Origin of the sequence: Actinacidiphila yanglinensis (genome assembly GCF_900107965.1) — a bacterium.
Classification (GTDB): domain Bacteria; phylum Actinomycetota; class Actinomycetes; order Streptomycetales; family Streptomycetaceae; genus Actinacidiphila; species Actinacidiphila yanglinensis.
Genome location: NZ_FNVU01000002.1, coordinates 304,977 through 320,968, shown reverse-complemented (window position 1 = coordinate 320,968; position 15,992 = coordinate 304,977). Strand labels below are relative to the sequence as shown.

Annotated in this window: 16 protein-coding genes; 8 read left to right on the top strand and 8 right to left on the bottom strand. The window is 72.4% G+C overall.

The features are described 5' to 3' along the window. Positions 1-18: 18 nt before the first annotated feature. Positions 19-936 (bottom strand): MurR/RpiR family transcriptional regulator, encoded by a 918-nt coding sequence (locus tag C4U44_RS05400; RefSeq protein WP_103884443.1) that lies wholly within the window; start codon positions 934-936, stop codon positions 19-21. A 291-nt stretch (positions 937-1,227) separates the two neighbouring features. On the opposite strand from C4U44_RS05400, the gene C4U44_RS05395 reads away from it, so the two are divergent. The 4 genes from C4U44_RS05395 to C4U44_RS05380 all read left to right on the top strand — a co-directional run bounded on the left by C4U44_RS05395 (position 1,228) and on the right by C4U44_RS05380 (position 4,513). Continuing rightward, entirely contained in the window at positions 1,228-2,133 is a 906-nt protein-coding gene (locus tag C4U44_RS05395; protein ID WP_103884442.1) for a 1-aminocyclopropane-1-carboxylate deaminase/D-cysteine desulfhydrase, read from the top strand. A 61-nt stretch (positions 2,134-2,194) separates the two neighbouring features. Then, positions 2,195-2,779, top strand: a complete 585-nt coding sequence (locus C4U44_RS05390) for a GNAT family N-acetyltransferase (protein WP_103884441.1) — start codon at positions 2,195-2,197, stop codon at positions 2,777-2,779. Positions 2,780-2,934: 155 nt separating this feature from the next. Next, on the top strand, positions 2,935-3,348 hold the full coding sequence (locus C4U44_RS05385) for an ATP-binding protein (protein WP_093740726.1): 414 nt from the start codon (positions 2,935-2,937) through the stop codon (positions 3,346-3,348). Positions 3,349-3,574: 226 nt separating this feature from the next. Beyond that, positions 3,575-4,513, top strand: coding sequence for an RNA polymerase sigma factor SigF (locus C4U44_RS05380; protein WP_407642794.1), 939 nt, complete (start codon positions 3,575-3,577; stop codon positions 4,511-4,513). Positions 4,514-4,868: 355 nt separating this feature from the next. Here the strand turns inward: C4U44_RS05380 and C4U44_RS05375 are convergent, their stop codons facing one another. Continuing rightward, the gene (locus C4U44_RS05375) at positions 4,869-5,324 is read right to left on the bottom strand and encodes a hypothetical protein (RefSeq protein ID WP_103884440.1); all 456 of its coding nucleotides are present in this window, start codon (positions 5,322-5,324) and stop codon (positions 4,869-4,871) included. A gap of 48 nt (positions 5,325-5,372) precedes the next feature. On the opposite strand from C4U44_RS05375, the gene C4U44_RS05370 reads away from it, so the two are divergent. After that, a complete protein-coding gene (locus tag C4U44_RS05370) occupies positions 5,373-6,341 on the top strand; it encodes a diacylglycerol/lipid kinase family protein (protein WP_103884439.1) in 969 nt (322 codons plus the stop codon). 324 nt (positions 6,342-6,665) lie between these two features. Then, positions 6,666-6,923, top strand: coding sequence for a WhiB family transcriptional regulator (locus C4U44_RS05365; protein WP_037913060.1), 258 nt, complete (start codon positions 6,666-6,668; stop codon positions 6,921-6,923). A gap of 158 nt (positions 6,924-7,081) precedes the next feature. Here the strand turns inward: C4U44_RS05365 and C4U44_RS05360 are convergent, their stop codons facing one another. After that, a complete protein-coding gene (locus C4U44_RS05360) occupies positions 7,082-8,533 on the bottom strand; it encodes a sensor histidine kinase (RefSeq protein WP_103884438.1) in 1,452 nt (483 codons plus the stop codon). A gap of 281 nt (positions 8,534-8,814) precedes the next feature. Then, positions 8,815-9,480 carry a TetR/AcrR family transcriptional regulator gene (locus C4U44_RS05355; RefSeq protein ID WP_103884437.1) on the bottom strand — a complete coding sequence of 222 codons (666 nt, stop codon included), beginning with the start codon at positions 9,478-9,480 and terminating at the stop codon, positions 8,815-8,817. A gap of 87 nt (positions 9,481-9,567) precedes the next feature. Between C4U44_RS05355 and C4U44_RS05350 the strand changes: the two genes are divergently transcribed. Continuing rightward, positions 9,568-10,419, top strand: a complete 852-nt coding sequence (locus tag C4U44_RS05350; protein WP_103884436.1) for an SDR family oxidoreductase — start codon at positions 9,568-9,570, stop codon at positions 10,417-10,419. A 56-nt stretch (positions 10,420-10,475) separates the two neighbouring features. On the opposite strand, the gene C4U44_RS05345 is transcribed toward C4U44_RS05350, so the two are convergent. Beyond that, positions 10,476-11,555, bottom strand: a complete 1,080-nt coding sequence (locus C4U44_RS05345) for an SIS domain-containing protein (RefSeq protein WP_103884761.1) — start codon at positions 11,553-11,555, stop codon at positions 10,476-10,478. 131 nt (positions 11,556-11,686) lie between these two features. Between C4U44_RS05345 and nagB the strand changes: the two genes are divergently transcribed. After that, complete coding sequence (gene nagB / locus C4U44_RS05340) at positions 11,687-12,472, top strand: glucosamine-6-phosphate deaminase (protein ID WP_103884435.1); 786 nt, start codon at positions 11,687-11,689, stop codon at positions 12,470-12,472. A 111-nt stretch (positions 12,473-12,583) separates the two neighbouring features. On the opposite strand, the gene C4U44_RS05335 is transcribed toward nagB, so the two are convergent. From C4U44_RS05335 to C4U44_RS05325, 3 genes are read right to left on the bottom strand one after another with little or no spacing between them, the layout of a single operon-like run. Continuing rightward, entirely contained in the window at positions 12,584-14,122 is a 1,539-nt protein-coding gene (locus C4U44_RS05335) for a glycoside hydrolase family 3 protein (protein WP_103884434.1), read from the bottom strand. Further along, positions 14,119-14,946 (bottom strand): carbohydrate ABC transporter permease, encoded by an 828-nt coding sequence (locus C4U44_RS05330; protein WP_103884433.1) that lies wholly within the window; start codon positions 14,944-14,946, stop codon positions 14,119-14,121. The genes C4U44_RS05335 and C4U44_RS05330 overlap by 4 nt, the downstream gene beginning before the upstream one ends. Continuing rightward, on the bottom strand, positions 14,943-15,959 hold the full coding sequence (locus C4U44_RS05325; RefSeq protein ID WP_103884432.1) for a carbohydrate ABC transporter permease: 1,017 nt from the start codon (positions 15,957-15,959) through the stop codon (positions 14,943-14,945). Before C4U44_RS05325 ends, C4U44_RS05330 begins: the two co-directional genes overlap by 4 nt. Between the last annotated feature and the right edge of the window lie 33 nt (positions 15,960-15,992).

Genomic DNA, 15,992 nt, shown 5'->3' with positions numbered 1-15,992 from the left:
GGCCGGGCGCGCGGACGATCAGCGCGCCCGGTCGCTCTCCAGTGCCTGGTGGGTGATCCGCAGCGCCCGGCTGGAGAGGTCGAAGGTGTGCTGCGCGACGCACACGAACAGGCAGTCCACCACCACGAGTTGGCTGATCCGACTGGCCATCGCGCCCGGCCGGAAGGTGGTCTCCCGCCCCGCCGAGACCAGCACGAAACGGGCGAGCCGCGCCGCCGAGGACATCGGGTGATTGGTGATCACCACCGTGGTGGCGCCCAACGAGGAAGCGCGGCGCAGCGGTTCGAGCACGTCGCGGCTCTCCCCCGAGTGCGAGACCGCCAGGAACACGTCCCCCTCGCCGAGCAGCACCGCGTTGGTGAGCGCGGACTGCGAGTCGCCGTGCGCGTGGCAGGGCCGGCCGATCCGGGCCAGCTTCTGCTGGAGGTCCTGCGCGACGAGGCCGGAAGCGCCGACCCCGGCGATGTGCAACTGCCCGCCCCCGCACACCGCTTCGACCGCACCGGTCAGCTGCTCGGGGTCGAGCTGGGTCGCGGTCTCCAGCACCGCCTGGGACTCGGTGTGCACCAGCTTGGCGATGACCTCACGGGTCGAGTCGTCCGGGGTGATGCCCGCGGAGAGCGTGGAGCGCGGACCCTGCCGCGCCGCCGACGCGGCCAGCGCGAGGCGCAGTTCGGGATATCCGGCGAAGCCGAGCGCGCGGGCGGTGCGCACGATCGAGGACTCGCTGGTGCCGGCCAGCGCGCTCAACTCGGAGATGGTGCTGCGGGCGACCTGCGCCGGGTCGCGCACGATGAGCGTCGCGATCCGTGCGGCGGCCGGGGTGAGGGAGGGCAGCAGCCCGCGCACGGTCGCGGTGAGCGCGTCTCCCGCGTCACTGGCCGCAGTGGCTCCGTCCGGTACGGACCGCGCGGGCCCCGGGACCTCTTCGTGCACGGGAGTAAGAATGCACCGAGAATCCCGCCTGTGGGAGCCGGTCCGCGAAGAAATCCTCCCGCGGCGCCCGAGGTTCCGCGTCCCTCCGTTGTCACCTCCTCGGGTGACACCCGGGTGCGCCTGACCCCGCGGGGTGCCCCTGTCCGCCGGTTGAGGGACCACCTGCCGGTGGCCGGTTGCTCGCGCAGTTCTCCCCCAGCCTGGCGGCTGGGTGGTGCCCCCACGCGCCCCTGGGTATGTGCGGCTCCCTCCGCGAAAAGAGGGTCCCGAGCGCCCGGGGAGAATGGCGGGGTGACCTCCTCCGTTCAGCTGCCCGCAGGGCGCCTGCCCACCCCGCTGGTGGCCGCCCCCGACGAGCGGCTGACCCGGCACGGAGTGCACCTCCTGCTGAAGCGCGACGACCTCGCCCACCCCCTCCTCCCGGGCAACAAATTCCGCAAGCTCCGCCCGAACCTCGCCGCGGCGCTCGAGGCCGGCCACGACACCCTGCTGACCTTCGGCGGCGCCTACTCCAACCACCTGAGGGCCACCGCCGCCGCGGGCCGGCTGCTCGGCCTGCGCACCGTCGGAGTCGTCCGCGGCGACGAGCTGGCCCGGCGCCCGCTCAACGACTCGCTGGCCGCCGCCGCCGCCGACGGCATGCGGCTGCACTTCCTGGACCGCGCCGCCTACCGCCGCAAGACCGACCCCGAGGTCCTGGCGCCGCTGCTGGAGCGGTACGGCCCCGCCTGCGTGCTCCCGGAGGGCGGCTCCAACTCCCTCGCGGTCCACGGCTGTACGGAACTGGGCCGGGAGATCGGCGCCGCCGCCGACGTGGTGGCGGTCGCCTGCGGCACCGGCGGCACCCTGGCCGGGCTGGGCGCCGGACTCGCACCGGGCACCCGCGCGATCGGGGTGGCGGTGCTGCGCGGCGGCTTCCTCGCCGACGAGGTGCTGCGCCTCCAGCAGGACGCCTTCGGCGGGCGGCGCGGCGACTGGCGGGTGGACGACCGCTTCCACTGCGGCGGCTTCGCCCGGACCGGCCCGGAGCTGGCCGCCTTCACCGCCGACTTCGCCGCCCGCCACCGCGCGGCCCTGGACGGCGCGGCCGTCGAGCCCGTCTACGTCGCCAAGACGCTGCACGCGGTCTTCCGCCTCGCCGAGGAAGGCGCTTTCCCGCCCGGCACCCGGGTCGCGGCCGTGATCACCGGATCGTGACCCGCGGACGAACTCATCGGGCCCTTGGCCCGGTCACAGCGCATCCCCGTAACCTGGTGGCATGATCCGCCACGCCACGCCCGAAGACGTCCCCGCCATCCACGCGATGGTCCGCGAACTGGCCGCGTACGAGCGGGCCCCGCAGGAGGCGAGGGCGACCGAGGAGCAACTGCGGGAGGCCCTGTTCGGTCCCGACGCGGTGGCGTCCGCGCTGATAGCGGTGCCGGACGGCGCCGGTGGTCAGGAGGGGGCGGTGAGCCCCGAACCGGCCGGATTCGCGCTGTGGTTCCGGAACTTCTCCACCTGGATCGGGAAGCCCGGGATGTACCTGGAGGACCTGTACGTCCGTCCGGACGTCCGCGGCGAGGGCCACGGCAAGGCGCTGCTGGCCGCACTCGCGGCGATCTGCGTGGAGCGCGGCTTCGAGCGGTTCGAGTGGACCGTGCTTGACTGGAACGAGAAGGCGCTCGGCGTCTACCGGTCCGTCGGTGCGCTGCCGCAGGACCAGTGGACGGTACAGCGGCTTTCGGGTCCCGCGCTGCACGCGCTGGCGGCCCGGGCCGGAGCGGTGGGCGACGGATCAGTCTCGACTGCAACCGGTGCGACGATCCGATCGTCCAACCAGGCGCCGACTCATGCACATTGAGTCGGCAGCACGCGACCCACGTTCCGTACCCGTACGCTTACGATGGGTGACAGAATGGGAAGGTGCCGTGCTCCGTCCGGGCGACAGCCGGGTGCGGATCGCGGTAGCGTCGCTGCGAACCAGAGCAATCACTGTGTGCCACCTTGGAGGTGTGGGTGTCCCAGATCGCAGGCGAGCCCGGGTCGAAGGACTTCGTCGAGGTCCGGCTGCCCGCGGCGGGAGCGTATCTGTCGGTACTGCGGACGGCCACGGCCGGACTCGCGGCCCGGCTGGACTTCACCCTCGACGAGATCGAGGATCTGCGGATCGCCGTCGACGAGGCGTGCGCGATCCTCTTGCAGCAGGCCGTGCCCGGTTCGGTGCTGAGCTGCGTGTTCCGGCTGGTCGGGGACTCGCTGTGGGTCACCGTGTCGGCGCCGACCACCGACGGCCGGGCCCCGGAGCGGGACACCTTCGCCTGGACGGTGCTGTCGGCACTGGCCGGCGAGGTGGACTCCACCGTCGCGGAGGACCGGACGGTCAGCATCAGTCTGCACAAGAAGCGCGGCGCCGTACCCGGGCTGTCGTGAGGGCTGTGAGGCGGCCGTCGTGAGCCCACCAGACACCCCCGGCACACCCGCGGAGCACGACGTGCCCGCGGCGCGCGGGCGCGCCTCCGTACCGGCCCAGCAGCCGGATCCCGGGAGCGCGCGGGCGGGTGGGCCGCCACAGCCGTCGGCAAGACCGCACCCCGAACCCGGGGCGGCGGAGCCCGATCCCGGCCCGGCCCGAAGCCGGATGGACCGTAGGGAAGTGATGGACGCGTCGGAGCAGGCGGAGCAGGCGGACCGGATGGATCAGCACGAGCGCGCGACACCGGCGGAGCAGCCGGAGCGGCCCGAGCCGTCCGGGCAGGGGCCGGAGCCGTCCGGGCAGGGGCCGGAGCACGAACCGGCCGCGCCGGAGTCCGCCGAGCAGGAGTCCGCCGAGCAGCACGACCCGCACGACCGCTCGGGGGCCCGCGCGCTCTTCGTCGAGCTGGGCAAGCTGCCCGAGGGCTCACCGGAGCGGGCCGAGCTGCGCAACCAGCTGGTCCGCATGCACCTGCCGCTGGTCGAGCACCTCGCCCGCCGCTTCCGCAACCGCGGCGAGCCGCTCGACGACCTCACCCAGGTCGCCACGATCGGGCTGATCAAGTCCGTGGACCGGTTCGACGTCGACCGCGGGGTCGAGTTCTCCACCTACGCCACCCCCACGGTGGTCGGCGAGATCAAACGTCACTTCAGGGACAAGGGGTGGGCGGTCCGCGTCCCGCGCCGGCTCCAGGAGTTGCGGCTCGCCCTGACCACTGCCACCGGCGAGCTCTCCCAGCGGCACGGCCGGGCGCCCACCGTCCACGAACTGGCCGAGCACCTCAAGATCTCCGAGGAGGAGGTGCTGGAGGGGCTGGAGTCCGCCAACGCGTACAGCACCCTCTCGCTCGACGTCCCCGACACCGACGACGAGTCGCCGGCCGTCGCGGACACGCTCGGCTCCGAGGACGAGGCCCTGGAGGGGGTCGAGTACCGCGAATCCCTCAAGCCGCTCCTGGAGCAACTCCCGCCGCGTGAAAAGACGATCCTGCTGCTGCGGTTCTTCGGCAACATGACGCAGTCGCAGATCGCGCAGGAGGTCGGCATCTCCCAGATGCACGTCAGCCGCCTCCTCGCCCGCACCCTCGCCCAGCTCCGCGACAAGCTCCTGATCGACGAGTAGCTCGTGCCGAGCGGGCCGGGCGGACCCTCCAGGCTGCCCCGTCCTGCCCGGTCGAGGGACCACCTGCCGGTGGTGGGCTTGTCGCGCAGTTCCCCGCGCCCCTTGGTGGTCGCCCTCTTCTCGCGGAGGACCCGCACAAAACCAGGGGCGCGGGGAACTGCGCGAGCAACCCACCACCCACCGCAAGGCGACCACGCACCCCAAGGGGCACCCCCCAGGAGCGCGGGGAACTGCGCGAGCAACCCACCACCCACCGCAAGGCGAGAACGCACCCCAAGGGGCACCCCCCAGGGGCGCGGGGAACTGCGCGACAAGCCACAGCGGACCGCAAGGTCCGGGCACGCACGGCAAGGGGTTATGCGGCGGTCCTGTTGATACCCAGCGCATCGGTGGTCGCCGGGTGCACCAGAAGCACCAGCCCGGCGAGGGCGAGGACGGCGAGAACCGCTCCCCCCGCGACGATCCCCGCGCCGTCACTGTGCAGCATGGTCCACGCGATCGGCAGCGAGATCAGCTGGATGATGAGCGCGGGCCCGCGGCTCCACCGCCGGGCCCGGCGCAGCCCGTACGCGGCGAGCAGCGGCAGCGCCGCGAGGGCGAGCACGAGGAACCCGGGCAGGACGTCCTTGCCGTCACCCGTGAAGAACATCGTCACCCCCCAGGCGGCGATGGCGAGCCCTTCCACCCCGGCCACCGCGGCGGCGGCGGTCAGCCGCAGCGGGAGCGGTCCGGTGGGCGGCGCCTGCGGGTCCGCCCCGGCGGCCGGGCCGCCCGCGCCGGACTGCTGGGGCTTCGTCTTCTTCTGGCTCACAGCTGCCAGCGTAGCCGGGCGCGAAAATCCGTAGGTACGCTGTCGAGCATGCGTGCCCTCCTCGTGGTCAATCCCGCCGCCACCACCACCAGCGCACGGGTCCGCGACGTCATCAGTACGGCGCTCGCGAGCGACCTGAAACTGGAGGTCGCCACCACCGAGTACCGCGGGCACGCGCGCGACCTGGGCCGGAAGGCGGCCGAGGGGGGCGAGGTCGAACTCGTCGTGGCCCTCGGCGGTGACGGCACCGTCAACGAGGTCGTCAACGGCCTGCTGCACCACGGCCCGGACCCGGAGGCGCTGCCGCAGCTGGCCGTCGTCCCGGGCGGTTCGACCAACGTCTTCGCCCGCGCGCTGGGCCTGCCCAACGACGCCGTGGAGGCGACCGGCGCCCTGCTGGACGCGCTGCGTGCGGGCACCTCGCGGACCGTGGGCCTGGGCCTGGTGAGCGGCACCCCGGGCACCGAGGACGAGGGCGTGCCGCCGCGCTGGTTCACCTTCTGCGCGGGCCTGGGGTTCGACGCGGGGGTGGTCGGCCGGGTCGAGGCGCAGCGGGAGTCCGGCAAGCGCTCCACGCACTCCCTGTACCTGCGCCAGGTGGCCCGCCAGTTCATGAGCGACCCGCACCGCCGGCACGGCACGATCACGCTCGATCGGCCGGACCACGACCCGGTCGACGGCCTGTCCACGGCGATAATCTGCAACACCGCCCCCTGGACCTACCTCGGCAACAAGCCGGTGTACGCGTCCCCCGGGGCGTCCTTCGACACCGCGCTCGACGTGCTGGGTGTCACCAAGATGTCCACGGTGGCGGGGGCGCGTTACGCCGCGCAGTTGCTCCGTTCCACCCCGGAGCGGGGCCCCCGGGGCAAGTACGCGGTGGCCCTGCACGATCTGACGGACTTCACCTTGCATTCGCAGGCGCCGCTGCCCTTCCAGGTCGACGGTGACCACCTGGGGCTGCGTACGAACGCGACCTTCACAGGCGTACGCCGTGCACTGCGTGTGATTGTGTAAGTCGAAGAGCCTAAAGTCCTTTTACTCGAACGTTTAGACTGCCCCGCACCCCATGGAAGTACGGCTGTGACCGAGGCGACACCGAGGAATCCAAAAAAACTTTCCTGAAGGGGTTGTATCTCCAGCCGAGGTTTGCGAGTCTCTTACTGGCGATCGGGACGGCCGAACAACCGGCCCCCATGAGAGCCCGAATCTCCTACCTCACACCAGCGGGACCGCACCAGCCAGCGAAGGCTGGGTGGCGTCCCGTTCCCTGTGGGGGGATTCGTGAAAGCGTTCACATTCACAAGCAACCTGCTTGTCACACAAGGAGTTGGAGCAGCCATGGACTGGCGTCACCGCGCCGTTTGCCGCGAGGAAGACCCCGAGCTCTTCTTCCCCATCGGCAACACCGGTCCTGCGCTGCTGCAGATCGAGGAAGCCAAGGCCGTCTGTCGCCGCTGCCCCGTCATGGACCAGTGCCTCCAGTGGGCGCTGGAGAGCGGCCAGGACGCCGGTGTCTGGGGTGGCCTCAGCGAGGACGAGCGTCGTGCGATGAAGCGCCGCGCCGCCCGCAACCGGGCCCGTAACGCCAGCGCCTGAGACACCGGACGACCGACAAGCCTTACCCCCGAGCCGCAGCGCGCAGCACCTGTCAACACGCGCAGCACACAGCATCACGAAGAGCCCCGTACCGGATGGGTACGGGGCTCTCGTCGTGTCCGGGCCCGGTTCGGGTGGCCGGTGCCGGGCGCCGTCTGTCAGGCGTCCAGGGGGAGTTCGAGGACGACCCGGGTGCCAGGGCCGGCCGGGGCCGGGAGCATGTCGAAGGTGCCGCCCAACTCGCCGACGACCAGGGTGCGGACGATCTGGAGGCCCAGGTTGCCCGCCTTCTGCGCGTCGAAGCCGTCCGGCAGGCCGCGCCCGTCGTCCTGGACGGTGACCGCGATCCGATCCCGGCCGCGGGTCGCGTGGACCTCGACGGTGCCCGACTCCCCCGGCCCGAAGCCGTGTTCGAGGGCGTTCTGGAGAAGTTCGGTCAGCACCATGGACAGCGGCGTGGCCGTCTCCGCGGTGAGGATGCCGAACCTGCCGCCGCGCCGGGTCGCGACCCGTCCGGGTGAGATCTCCGCGACCATCGCCAGCACCCGGTCGGCGATCTCGTCGAACTCCACCTTCTCGTCCAGGTTCTGCGACAGCGTCTCGTGCACGATCGCGATCGACCCGACCCGCCGTACCGCCTCGTCCAGCGCCTCACGGGCCCGCTCGGAGTCCATCCGGCGGGCCTGCAGCCGCAGGAGTGCCGCGACCGTCTGGAGGTTGTTCTTCACCCGGTGGTGGATCTCCCGGATGGTGGCGTCCTTGGTGATCAGCTCCCGCTCGCGGCGGCGCAGTTCGGTGACGTCGCGCAGCAGCACCAGCGAACCGGTGTGCACGCCCTTGGGTTTGAGCGGGATCGCCCGCAACTGGATGACCCCGTCGCCCGCCTCGACCTCGAACTCCCGGGGCGCCCAGCCGCTGGCGAGCTTCACCAGCGCCTCCTCCACCGGGCCGCGCTCCGGGGCGAGTTCGGCGGTGGCCTGGCCCAGGTGGTGGCCGACCAGGTCGGCGGCCAGGCCCAGCCGGTGGTAGGCGGACAGCGCGTTGGGGCTGGCGTACTGCACGATGCCGTCGGCGTCCAGCCGGATCAGGCCGTCGCCGGCCCGGGGCGACGCGTCCATGTCGACCTGCTCGGCCGGGAACGGGAAGGACCCCGCGGCGATCATCTGCGCCAGGTCGGAGGCGCTCTGCAGGTAGGTCAGCTCCAGCCGGCTGGGGGTGCGCACGGTCAGCAGGTTGGTGTTGCGGGCGATCACCCCGAGCACCCGGCCGTCGCGCCGGACCGGGATGGACTCCACCCGCACCGGCACCTCCTCCCGCCACTCCGGATCGCCCTCGCGGACGATCCGCCCCTCGTCCAGGGCCGCGTCCAGCAGCGGGCGGCGGCCGCGCGGCACCAGGTGGCCGACCATGTCGTCCTGGTACGAGGTGGGGCCGGTGTTGGGCCGCATCTGGGCGACCGAGACGTACCGGGTGCCGTCGCGGGTGGGCACCCACAGCACGAGATCGGCGAAGGACAGGTCGGAGAGCAGCTGCCACTCCGAGACGAGCAGGTGCAGCCATTCGAGGTCGGAGGCGTCGAGGCCGGTGTGCTCGCGGACGAGATCGTTCATGGAGGGCACGCCTGCGAGCGTACCTTCCGGCGGAAGCTGTGCGGTCCTGAGCGTTTCGCGGCACGGCGCACGGGGAATTCACGGACCGAATCCGTGGCACACCCATGGACAAGGCCCACTGGTCTAGTCCACAATACGGATCGGAAAGACCTCCGTTCTCCCCGCACAGGAGGACGGATCGAGGCCAAGGCGTTCTCTGCCCTGACTACGCCGGACGCCTCACTGGTCGGCCCTATCGGGTCGGAGGGCACCGCACACCCGTCCGACCACGGCGCCGACGGCTACTCCGGGCTGCGGTGCTGGAGAGGTTGAGGGTCCTCTCCCGGCACCGCGGCCCGAAGTGTGTGCGGCTCCGACGGCCAGGCCCGCAGGGCCAGTTCGGCCATCGCGCTCAGCTCCTCCCTGGTGGCACCGTCGCGGGCCTGCTGCGACATGCCCTGGATGACAGCGCCCGTGTAGCGGGCGAGCGCGCCGGGATCGGTGTCCGCGGGGAGTTCGCCCGCGTCGACGGAATCCCGGATCCGGTCGCGGATCGCGGCGACGTTGGCCTCGCGCCGGGCCAGCAGCCCGGCGCTCACCTCGGGGGTCGTGCAGTTCACGGCCGCGCTGATCACGAGGCAGCCGCGCGGCCGGGCCTCGCCCGTGAACGCGTACGCCGCCTCCCGCAGCATGCGGGCCACCGCGGCGCGGGCGGACGGCTCCTCGGCGAGCGCGCGTTCGCCGTAGGCCCCGTAGCGGGCGCCGTAGGCCTCGACCACCTCCGCGAACAGGGCCCGCTTGTCACCGAAGGCCGCGTAGAGGCTCGGCGCCCCGATGCCCATCGCCCGGGTGAGGTCCGCGACGGACGTGGCCTCGTAGCCCTGCTCCCAGAAAGCACGCACCGCCTGGTCGAGAGCGGCTTCGCGGTCGAAAGCGCGCGGGCGGCCACGCGGGCGGGGAGGAACCATGCGGTGATTCTATAACGCCCGCTAGAGAATGTGGTACGTTCCCCCGCAGGCCATTTTGTAGCGTGCGATACAGAAAGAGAGCGGGCGATGACGACCACCGTCACGAGGGCGGGTACACGTACGGCAGCAGGGACGGCGACGGGTGCGGGGACCGCCCCGACCGCCGATCCGGAGACGGCCACGAGCGGTGGGCGGCTCACCGGCAGGACCGCGCTCGTCACGGGCGGCAGCCGCGGCATCGGCCGCGGGACAGCCCTGCGGCTGGCCCGTGACGGCGCCAGGGTCGGCGTGCACTACGGCAGCAACGCGGACGCGGCCCACGAGACCGTCGCCGCGATCGAGGCGGCCGGCGGCACCGCCTTCGCGCTCGGCGCCGACCTGGCGGACCCGGACGCCCCGGAGGCGCTGTGGGCGGCCTTCGACCGGGCCGCGGACGGGCTGGACATCCTCGTCAACAACGCCGGCATCGGATCGGCGAGCCCCTTCGCCGCGATCGGCCGGGCCGAGTTCGACCGGCTCCTCGCGGTCAACACCCGCGCCCCTTTCTTCCTCACCCGCGCCGCCCTCCCCCGGATGCGGGACGGCGGCCGCATCGTCAACATCTCCACCGGCCTGACCAGGACCGCCGTCCTGCACGACCTGATCGCCTACTCCATGTCCAAGGCCGCGCTCGACCTCTTCACCCGCGACCTGTCCAAGACGCTCGGGCCGCGCGGCATCACCGTCAACGCGGTCGCCCCCGGGATCGTGGACACCGACAACACCGCCCCCATCATCCGCGCCACCCCGGCCGCCTGGGAGCAGGCCGCCGCGTACTCCGCTCTCGGCCGAGTGGGCACCCCCGCGGACATCGCCGACGTCGTCGCGTTCCTCGCCTCGGACGACGCCCGGTGGATCACCGGCCACTGGCTCGACGCGTCCGGCGGCTCGATCGTCTGACCGGCGGCGCGATCGTCCGGCCCGGCGGACCTCGCAGGCCGGCGTGGGAAGGCCCGCTACCGCGTCTCGGTGACCTTCGCCAGGCCGCGCGGGGAGTCCGGGTCCTGGCCGCGCGCCACCGAGACCTCGAACGCGAGCCGCTGCAACGGCAGGATCTCCAGGACGGGTTGGAGCGCCTCCGGCAGGCGCCCGGTGGACAGCACGAAGCCGCCCGAGGCCGCCTCGACCTGGCGCTTGGGGCCGACCACGACCAGGTCGGCCCCGCGCCCGCGCAGCCGGTCGAGCACCGGCTGGAGGGCCTGTCCGCCCTGGCCCTCGGTGACGATCGCGATGACCGGGGAGATGTTGTCGACCATCGCCAGCGGCCCGTGCAGCAGGTCGGCGCCGGAGTAGGCGAGCGCGGGGATGTAGCTGGTCTCCATCAGTTTGAGCGCCGCCTCCTTCGCCGTGGGGTAGCCGTATCCGCGCGAGGTGATCACCATCCGCTCGGCGAAGCGGTAGCGCCCTGCCAGCGCCCGGACCTCGGCGGTGCGGTCGAGCACCTCCTCGGCGAGGTCGGGCAGCAGCGCCGCGGCGGCCCCGCCGTCGTCGTCGCGCATGCCCTTGACGAACAGGTAGAGCACCAGCAGTTCCGCGGTGTAGGTCTTGGTCGCGGGCAGCGCCTTCTCCGGCCCGGCGAGCATGTCGATGTGGTACTCCGAGACCTCCGCCAGCGGAGAGTCGGGGTTGTTGGTGACCGCGAGGGTGATCGCGCCGGCGTCGCGGGCGGCCTGCGTGGACGAGGCCAGGTCGGGCGAGCCGCCGGACTGGCTGACCGTGATCAGCAGCACGTCCTCCAGGTGCGGCGTGGCACCGTAGGCGGTAGTGGTCGACATGGAGGCCAGCCCGCAGGGCAGCCCCAGTTCGACCTCGATCAGGTACTTCGCGTAGAGCGCCGCGTGGTCCGAGCTGCCCCGCGCGCCGAGCAGCACGAACCGGGGCCGCCGGGCCGCGATCCGCCGCGCGGTCTGCCGCACCTGCGGCGCCGCCTCGGCCAGCACCCGCCGCAGCACCTCCGGCTGCTCGGCCATCTCGCCGAACATGATCCAGCCCGGCTCGCCCCTGCGCGGAGCCGGGGACGACGCGGAAACCGACATCTCCACCGCCTCCATCCCGCCCGCCGACCCTCACCAGTCGACCACAGGACTTCGCCCGCCGCACCACCAGAACGGCCGTATCTGATAGATTGGTCTATACCACACGTCTTCTTCAGAACGGCAGGCCCAGCGTGGAAGTTGTCATCGTGCCGGACGCCGCCGCGGGCGGCGAACTCATCGCGGAGGCCATGGCCGCCCTGCTGCGGCGCACGCCGGACGCCCTGCTCGGCGTGGCGACCGGCTCCACCCCGCTGCCGGTCTACCAGGCGCTCGCCGCCCGGGTGCGGGCCGGCGCGGTGGACGCGTCGCGGGCGCGGGTGTGCCAGCTCGACGAGTACGTGGGCCTGCCCGCCGGGCACCCGGAGTCGTACCGCTCGGTGGTGCTGCGCGAGGTGGTCGACCCGCTCGGCCTGTCCCCGAAGGCCTTCATGGGCCCGGACGGCGCCGCCGCCGACGTGCAGGCGGCCTGCGCGGCCTACGACGCCGCGCTCGCGGCGGCCGGCGGGGTCGACCTCCAGCTGCTCGGCATCGGCACGGACGGCCACATAGGGTTCAACGAGCCCTGCTCGTCGCTGGCCTCCCGGACCCGGATCAAGACCCTCACCGAGCAGACCCGGGTGGACAACGCCCGCTTCTTCGACGGCGACATCGAGCAGGTGCCGCGCCACGTGATCACCCAGGGCATCGGCACCATCCTGGAGGCGCGGCACCTGGTCCTGCTGGCCACCGGCGAGGGCAAGGCGGAGGCCGTCGCGCAGACCGTGGAGGGCCCGGTCGCCGCTGTGGTGCCCGCCTCCGCGCTGCAACTCCACCCGCACGCCACCGTCGTGGTCGACGAGGCGGCCGCGTCCAAGCTGAAGCTGGCGCCGTACTTCCGTGCCACCTACGCGGCCAAGCCGGACTGGCAGGGCCTGTAAGCGGCCCGGCCCGCGGCCCGGACCGGCCGCACACGCGAGACGCCGCGCGCTCCTTCCGGAGCCCGCGGCGTCCTCCGTTCCCGCCGCCGGAGCGGCGGTGCCCGTCGCCCGCTACGCCTCGCGGCCGACGATCGCCTCGGCCGCCGCCTCGCCGCAGACGCGGGCGGCGCCGTGGGTGGCGATGTGCAGGGAGCCGACCGGCGGGGCCTGGGGCACCCCCATCTCCACCACGATCGTGTCGGGGCGGACGGCCAGGAGCGCGGCCAGCGCCTCCGCCATCCACGCGTGCCGGTGCGCGTCGCGGACCACCGCCACCACCCGGCGCTCCCCGGCCGCGGCGAGCAGCTCGGTGATGTCGGCGGAGCGGTAGCTGCCGGTGAGGGTGCCGGGCAGCATCCGGTCGAGTTCGGCGGCCACCCCCCACGGGGTCACGTCGCCCACCGCGATGTTCGCCACCGGGGTGAACGCCGCCACGTAGGGCGGGCCGTCCAGCGGGGTGAAGCCCTCGCCGCGGGTGATCCGCAGCGCCCGGCGAGCCGCCTCCAGGCCGACGTCGGAGCCGGGTGCGCTCCCCTCCGCCGCACCCGGCTGCCGCGCCGCCCACGCCGCCAGTTCCCGAACCCGGCGGGCCGCGTCGGCCAGCCGTTCGGCCGGCAGCGAGCCGTCCCGTACCGCCGCGACGATCGCGTCGCGCAGGTTCAGCGCGGTCCGCTCGTCGCACAGTCCGCCGCCGACGCAGATCGCGTCGGCGCCGGCGGCCAGCGCCATGACGGTGCCGCGCTCGATCCCGTACGCGGCCGCGATGGCCTGCATCTCGATGCCGTCGGTGACCACCAGCCCGTCGTACCCGAGGCCGCCCTCCTCCTCGGGAGCGCGCAGCAGGCCGGTCAGGATCGCCGGGCTGAGCGTGGCGGGCAGGTCCGGGTCGAGCGCGGGCACCAGGATGTGCGCGCTCATCACGACCTTGGCGCCGGCCGCGACCGCCGCCCGGAACGGCACGAGTTCGCGGGCCCGCAGGGTGGCGGCGTCCACGTCGATCCGCGGCAGCGCGTGGTGCGAGTCGATGGCGGTGTCGCCGTGGCCGGGGAAGTGCTTGACGCTGGCGGCGACGCCGGCGGACTGGAGCCCTTCCACGTAGGCGGCGGTGTGACGGGCCACCAGGTCGGGGTCGGCGCCGAAGGACCGCACCCCGATGACCGGGTTGCCCGGGTCGGAGTTGACGTCGGCGGACGGAGCCCAGTCGAAGTTCACCCCGCAGGCGGCGAGCCTGCGGCCGAGTTCGGCGGCGACCGCGCGGGTCAGCTTCGGGTCGTCGACGGCGCCGAGTGCCAGGTTGCCGGGGAACGACGAGCCGCCGCGGGACTCCAGCCGGGTGACGTCACCGCCCTCCTCGTCGGCGGCGACCAGCACGTCCGGCCGCACCGCGCGCAACTGCGCGGTGAGCGCGGCGAGTTGCTCCGGCGACTCGATGTTGCGGGAGAACACGCCGACCGAGCCGAGCCCCTCACCCAGCAGTCTCAGCACCCACGGGGGCGCGGTGGTTCCGGCGAAGCCGGGCTGGAGGACGGCCAGCGCGTCGGCGGCCAGGGCGTCCGCGGTGGGCGGGCCGTCGGCGCCGGCGACGTCGCTCGTACGGGTGATGGGGCTCATCCCTTCACCGCCCCGGCGGTCAGTCCGGCGACGGCCCTGCGCTGGAGGACCAGGAAGACGACCACCACGGGCAGCGTGAAGAGGCTGGAGGCGGCCATCGTGGCGCCCCAGTCGTCACCGAAGTTGGTCTGGAACTGGGTCAGCCACAGCGGCAGGGTCTGGCCGCTCTCCTTGTTGAGGATCAGCACCAGCGGGAACTCGTTCCACGCCGTGATGAAGCCGAACAGCGAGGTGGACATCAACCCCGGTGCCAGCAGCGGCAGCACCACCCTCATGAACGCCTGGAACCGGGTGCAGCCGTCCATCAGGGCGGACTCCTCCAGTTCCTTGGGCACCGCGGCGATGAACCCGCGCAGCGTCCAGATGGTGAACGGCATCACCATCATCATGTAGAAGAGGGTCAGCGGGAGCAGCTTGTTGAGCATGTCCTGGTCGCGGACGATCATGTAGACGGAGATCGTCATGACCTCCCACGGCGCCATCTGCGCCACCATCACGATCAGCACGAACGCCTTGCGGCCGCGGAAGCGCATCCGCGCCACCGCGAACGCCGCGGCCGTCGCCAGCAGCAGCGACAGCAGCACCGCGCCGATGGTCACGGTGAGGCTGTTGCGCACCAGCGTCCAGAAGCCCGCCGCGTGCACGGCCTTGTCGAAGTGCGACGTGGTGCCGTGGAAGGGCACGAAGACCGGGGTGGTGGAGATGATGTCGAGGTCGGGCTTGAACGCCGTCGTCAGCATCCAGTAGACGGGGAAGACGAAGAAGACGAAGAGGATGCCCGCGACCAGGTTGGGCCACAGCCGTCCGAACAGGGAGCGCCTCACAGGTCGTCCTCCTGCTTCAGGATGATTCGGAAGTAGTAGGACATCAGCGCCAGCAGGATGAGGATGGTGAGCACGGAGATCGCCGCGCCGGTGCCGTAGTGCTGGTTGCCGACGCCCTCGACGAACGCATAGACCGGCAGCGTCTCGGTCAGGCCCTCCGGACCGCCGGCGTTCAGCGCGTAGACCTGGGTGAACGCCTTGAACACCCAGATGACCTCCAGGAACGCGGTGCTCAGGAAGAACGGCCGGAGCATCGGGAAGAGCACCGAGGAGAAGGTGCGCCACGCCCCGGCGCCGTCCATCCGTGCCGCCTCGAAGATCTCACCGGAGATGGTGGTGAGCGCCGCGTAGAGGTTGAGGGCGACGAACGGGATGGACTGCCAGACGATCATCAGCGTGATGACCGCGAAGGTGGAGAACTGGCCGCCGAACCAGTTGTAGCCGGCCATCGAGTGCCAGCCGAGCTTGTCCAGGAACCAGTTGACGACGCCGTAGCGGGTGTCGAAGAGCCACTGGTAGACGGTGGTGCCGGCCACGGTGGGCATCGCCCAGGCGAGCACCAGGCCGATCGACAGCAGCAGCCGCATCCGCTTGCCCAGCCGGTACAGCAGCAGCCCGACCAGGGCGCCGGAGACCATGATCAGCGCGACGTTGGCGAGGGTGAAGAAGACCGAGCGCTCGGTGGTGTGCCAGAACTCGGCACTGGTGAGCTGGGCCTTGTAGTTGCCGAAGCCGGTCCACTGGGTGGTGTGCTGGATCAGCTGGAAGGCGTCGAGGGTCTGGAACGAGATGATGACGTTCTGGATCAGCGGGTAGCCGAGCAGAAGCGCGGTCGCGACCAGCGCGGGCAGGATCAGCAGGTACGGCGTGGCACGGGAGAGCGCCGCGGTGCCCGCGGTGCGCGCCGTCCGGGCGCCGGCCGGGGGCTTCCCACCGGCGGGGCGGAGTGGTCCGGGTTCGGCCGCCCCCTCGTCGGGGGCCCGTACCTGCGTCCCTTTGTACTGCGCGGCCATGCTTCCCTCTTCTCGTGCCGTCCGCTGCGAAAC

What these genes read in the sequence shown, in the direction of transcription:
- C4U44_RS05390 (WP_103884441.1), top strand. Translation starts at nt 2,195, where the DNA reads ATGATCCGCCACGCCACGCCCGAAGACGTCCCCGCCATCCACGCGATG.
- C4U44_RS05380 (WP_407642794.1), top strand. Translation starts at nt 3,575, where the DNA reads ATGGACGCGTCGGAGCAGGCGGAGCAGGCGGACCGGATGGATCAGCAC.
- C4U44_RS05370 (WP_103884439.1), top strand. Translation starts at nt 5,373, where the DNA reads ATGCGTGCCCTCCTCGTGGTCAATCCCGCCGCCACCACCACCAGCGCA.
- C4U44_RS05365 (WP_037913060.1), top strand. Translation starts at nt 6,666, where the DNA reads ATGGACTGGCGTCACCGCGCCGTTTGCCGCGAGGAAGACCCCGAGCTC.
- C4U44_RS05360 (WP_103884438.1), bottom strand. Translation starts at nt 8,533, where the DNA reads ATGAACGATCTCGTCCGCGAGCACACCGGCCTCGACGCCTCCGACCTC.
- C4U44_RS05355 (WP_103884437.1), bottom strand. Translation starts at nt 9,480, where the DNA reads ATGGTTCCTCCCCGCCCGCGTGGCCGCCCGCGCGCTTTCGACCGCGAA.
- C4U44_RS05350 (WP_103884436.1), top strand. Translation starts at nt 9,568, where the DNA reads ATGACGACCACCGTCACGAGGGCGGGTACACGTACGGCAGCAGGGACG.
- C4U44_RS05345 (WP_103884761.1), bottom strand. Translation starts at nt 11,555, where the DNA reads ATGTCGGTTTCCGCGTCGTCCCCGGCTCCGCGCAGGGGCGAGCCGGGC.
- C4U44_RS05335 (WP_103884434.1), bottom strand. Translation starts at nt 14,122, where the DNA reads ATGAGCCCCATCACCCGTACGAGCGACGTCGCCGGCGCCGACGGCCCG.
- C4U44_RS05325 (WP_103884432.1), bottom strand. Translation starts at nt 15,959, where the DNA reads ATGGCCGCGCAGTACAAAGGGACGCAGGTACGGGCCCCCGACGAGGGG.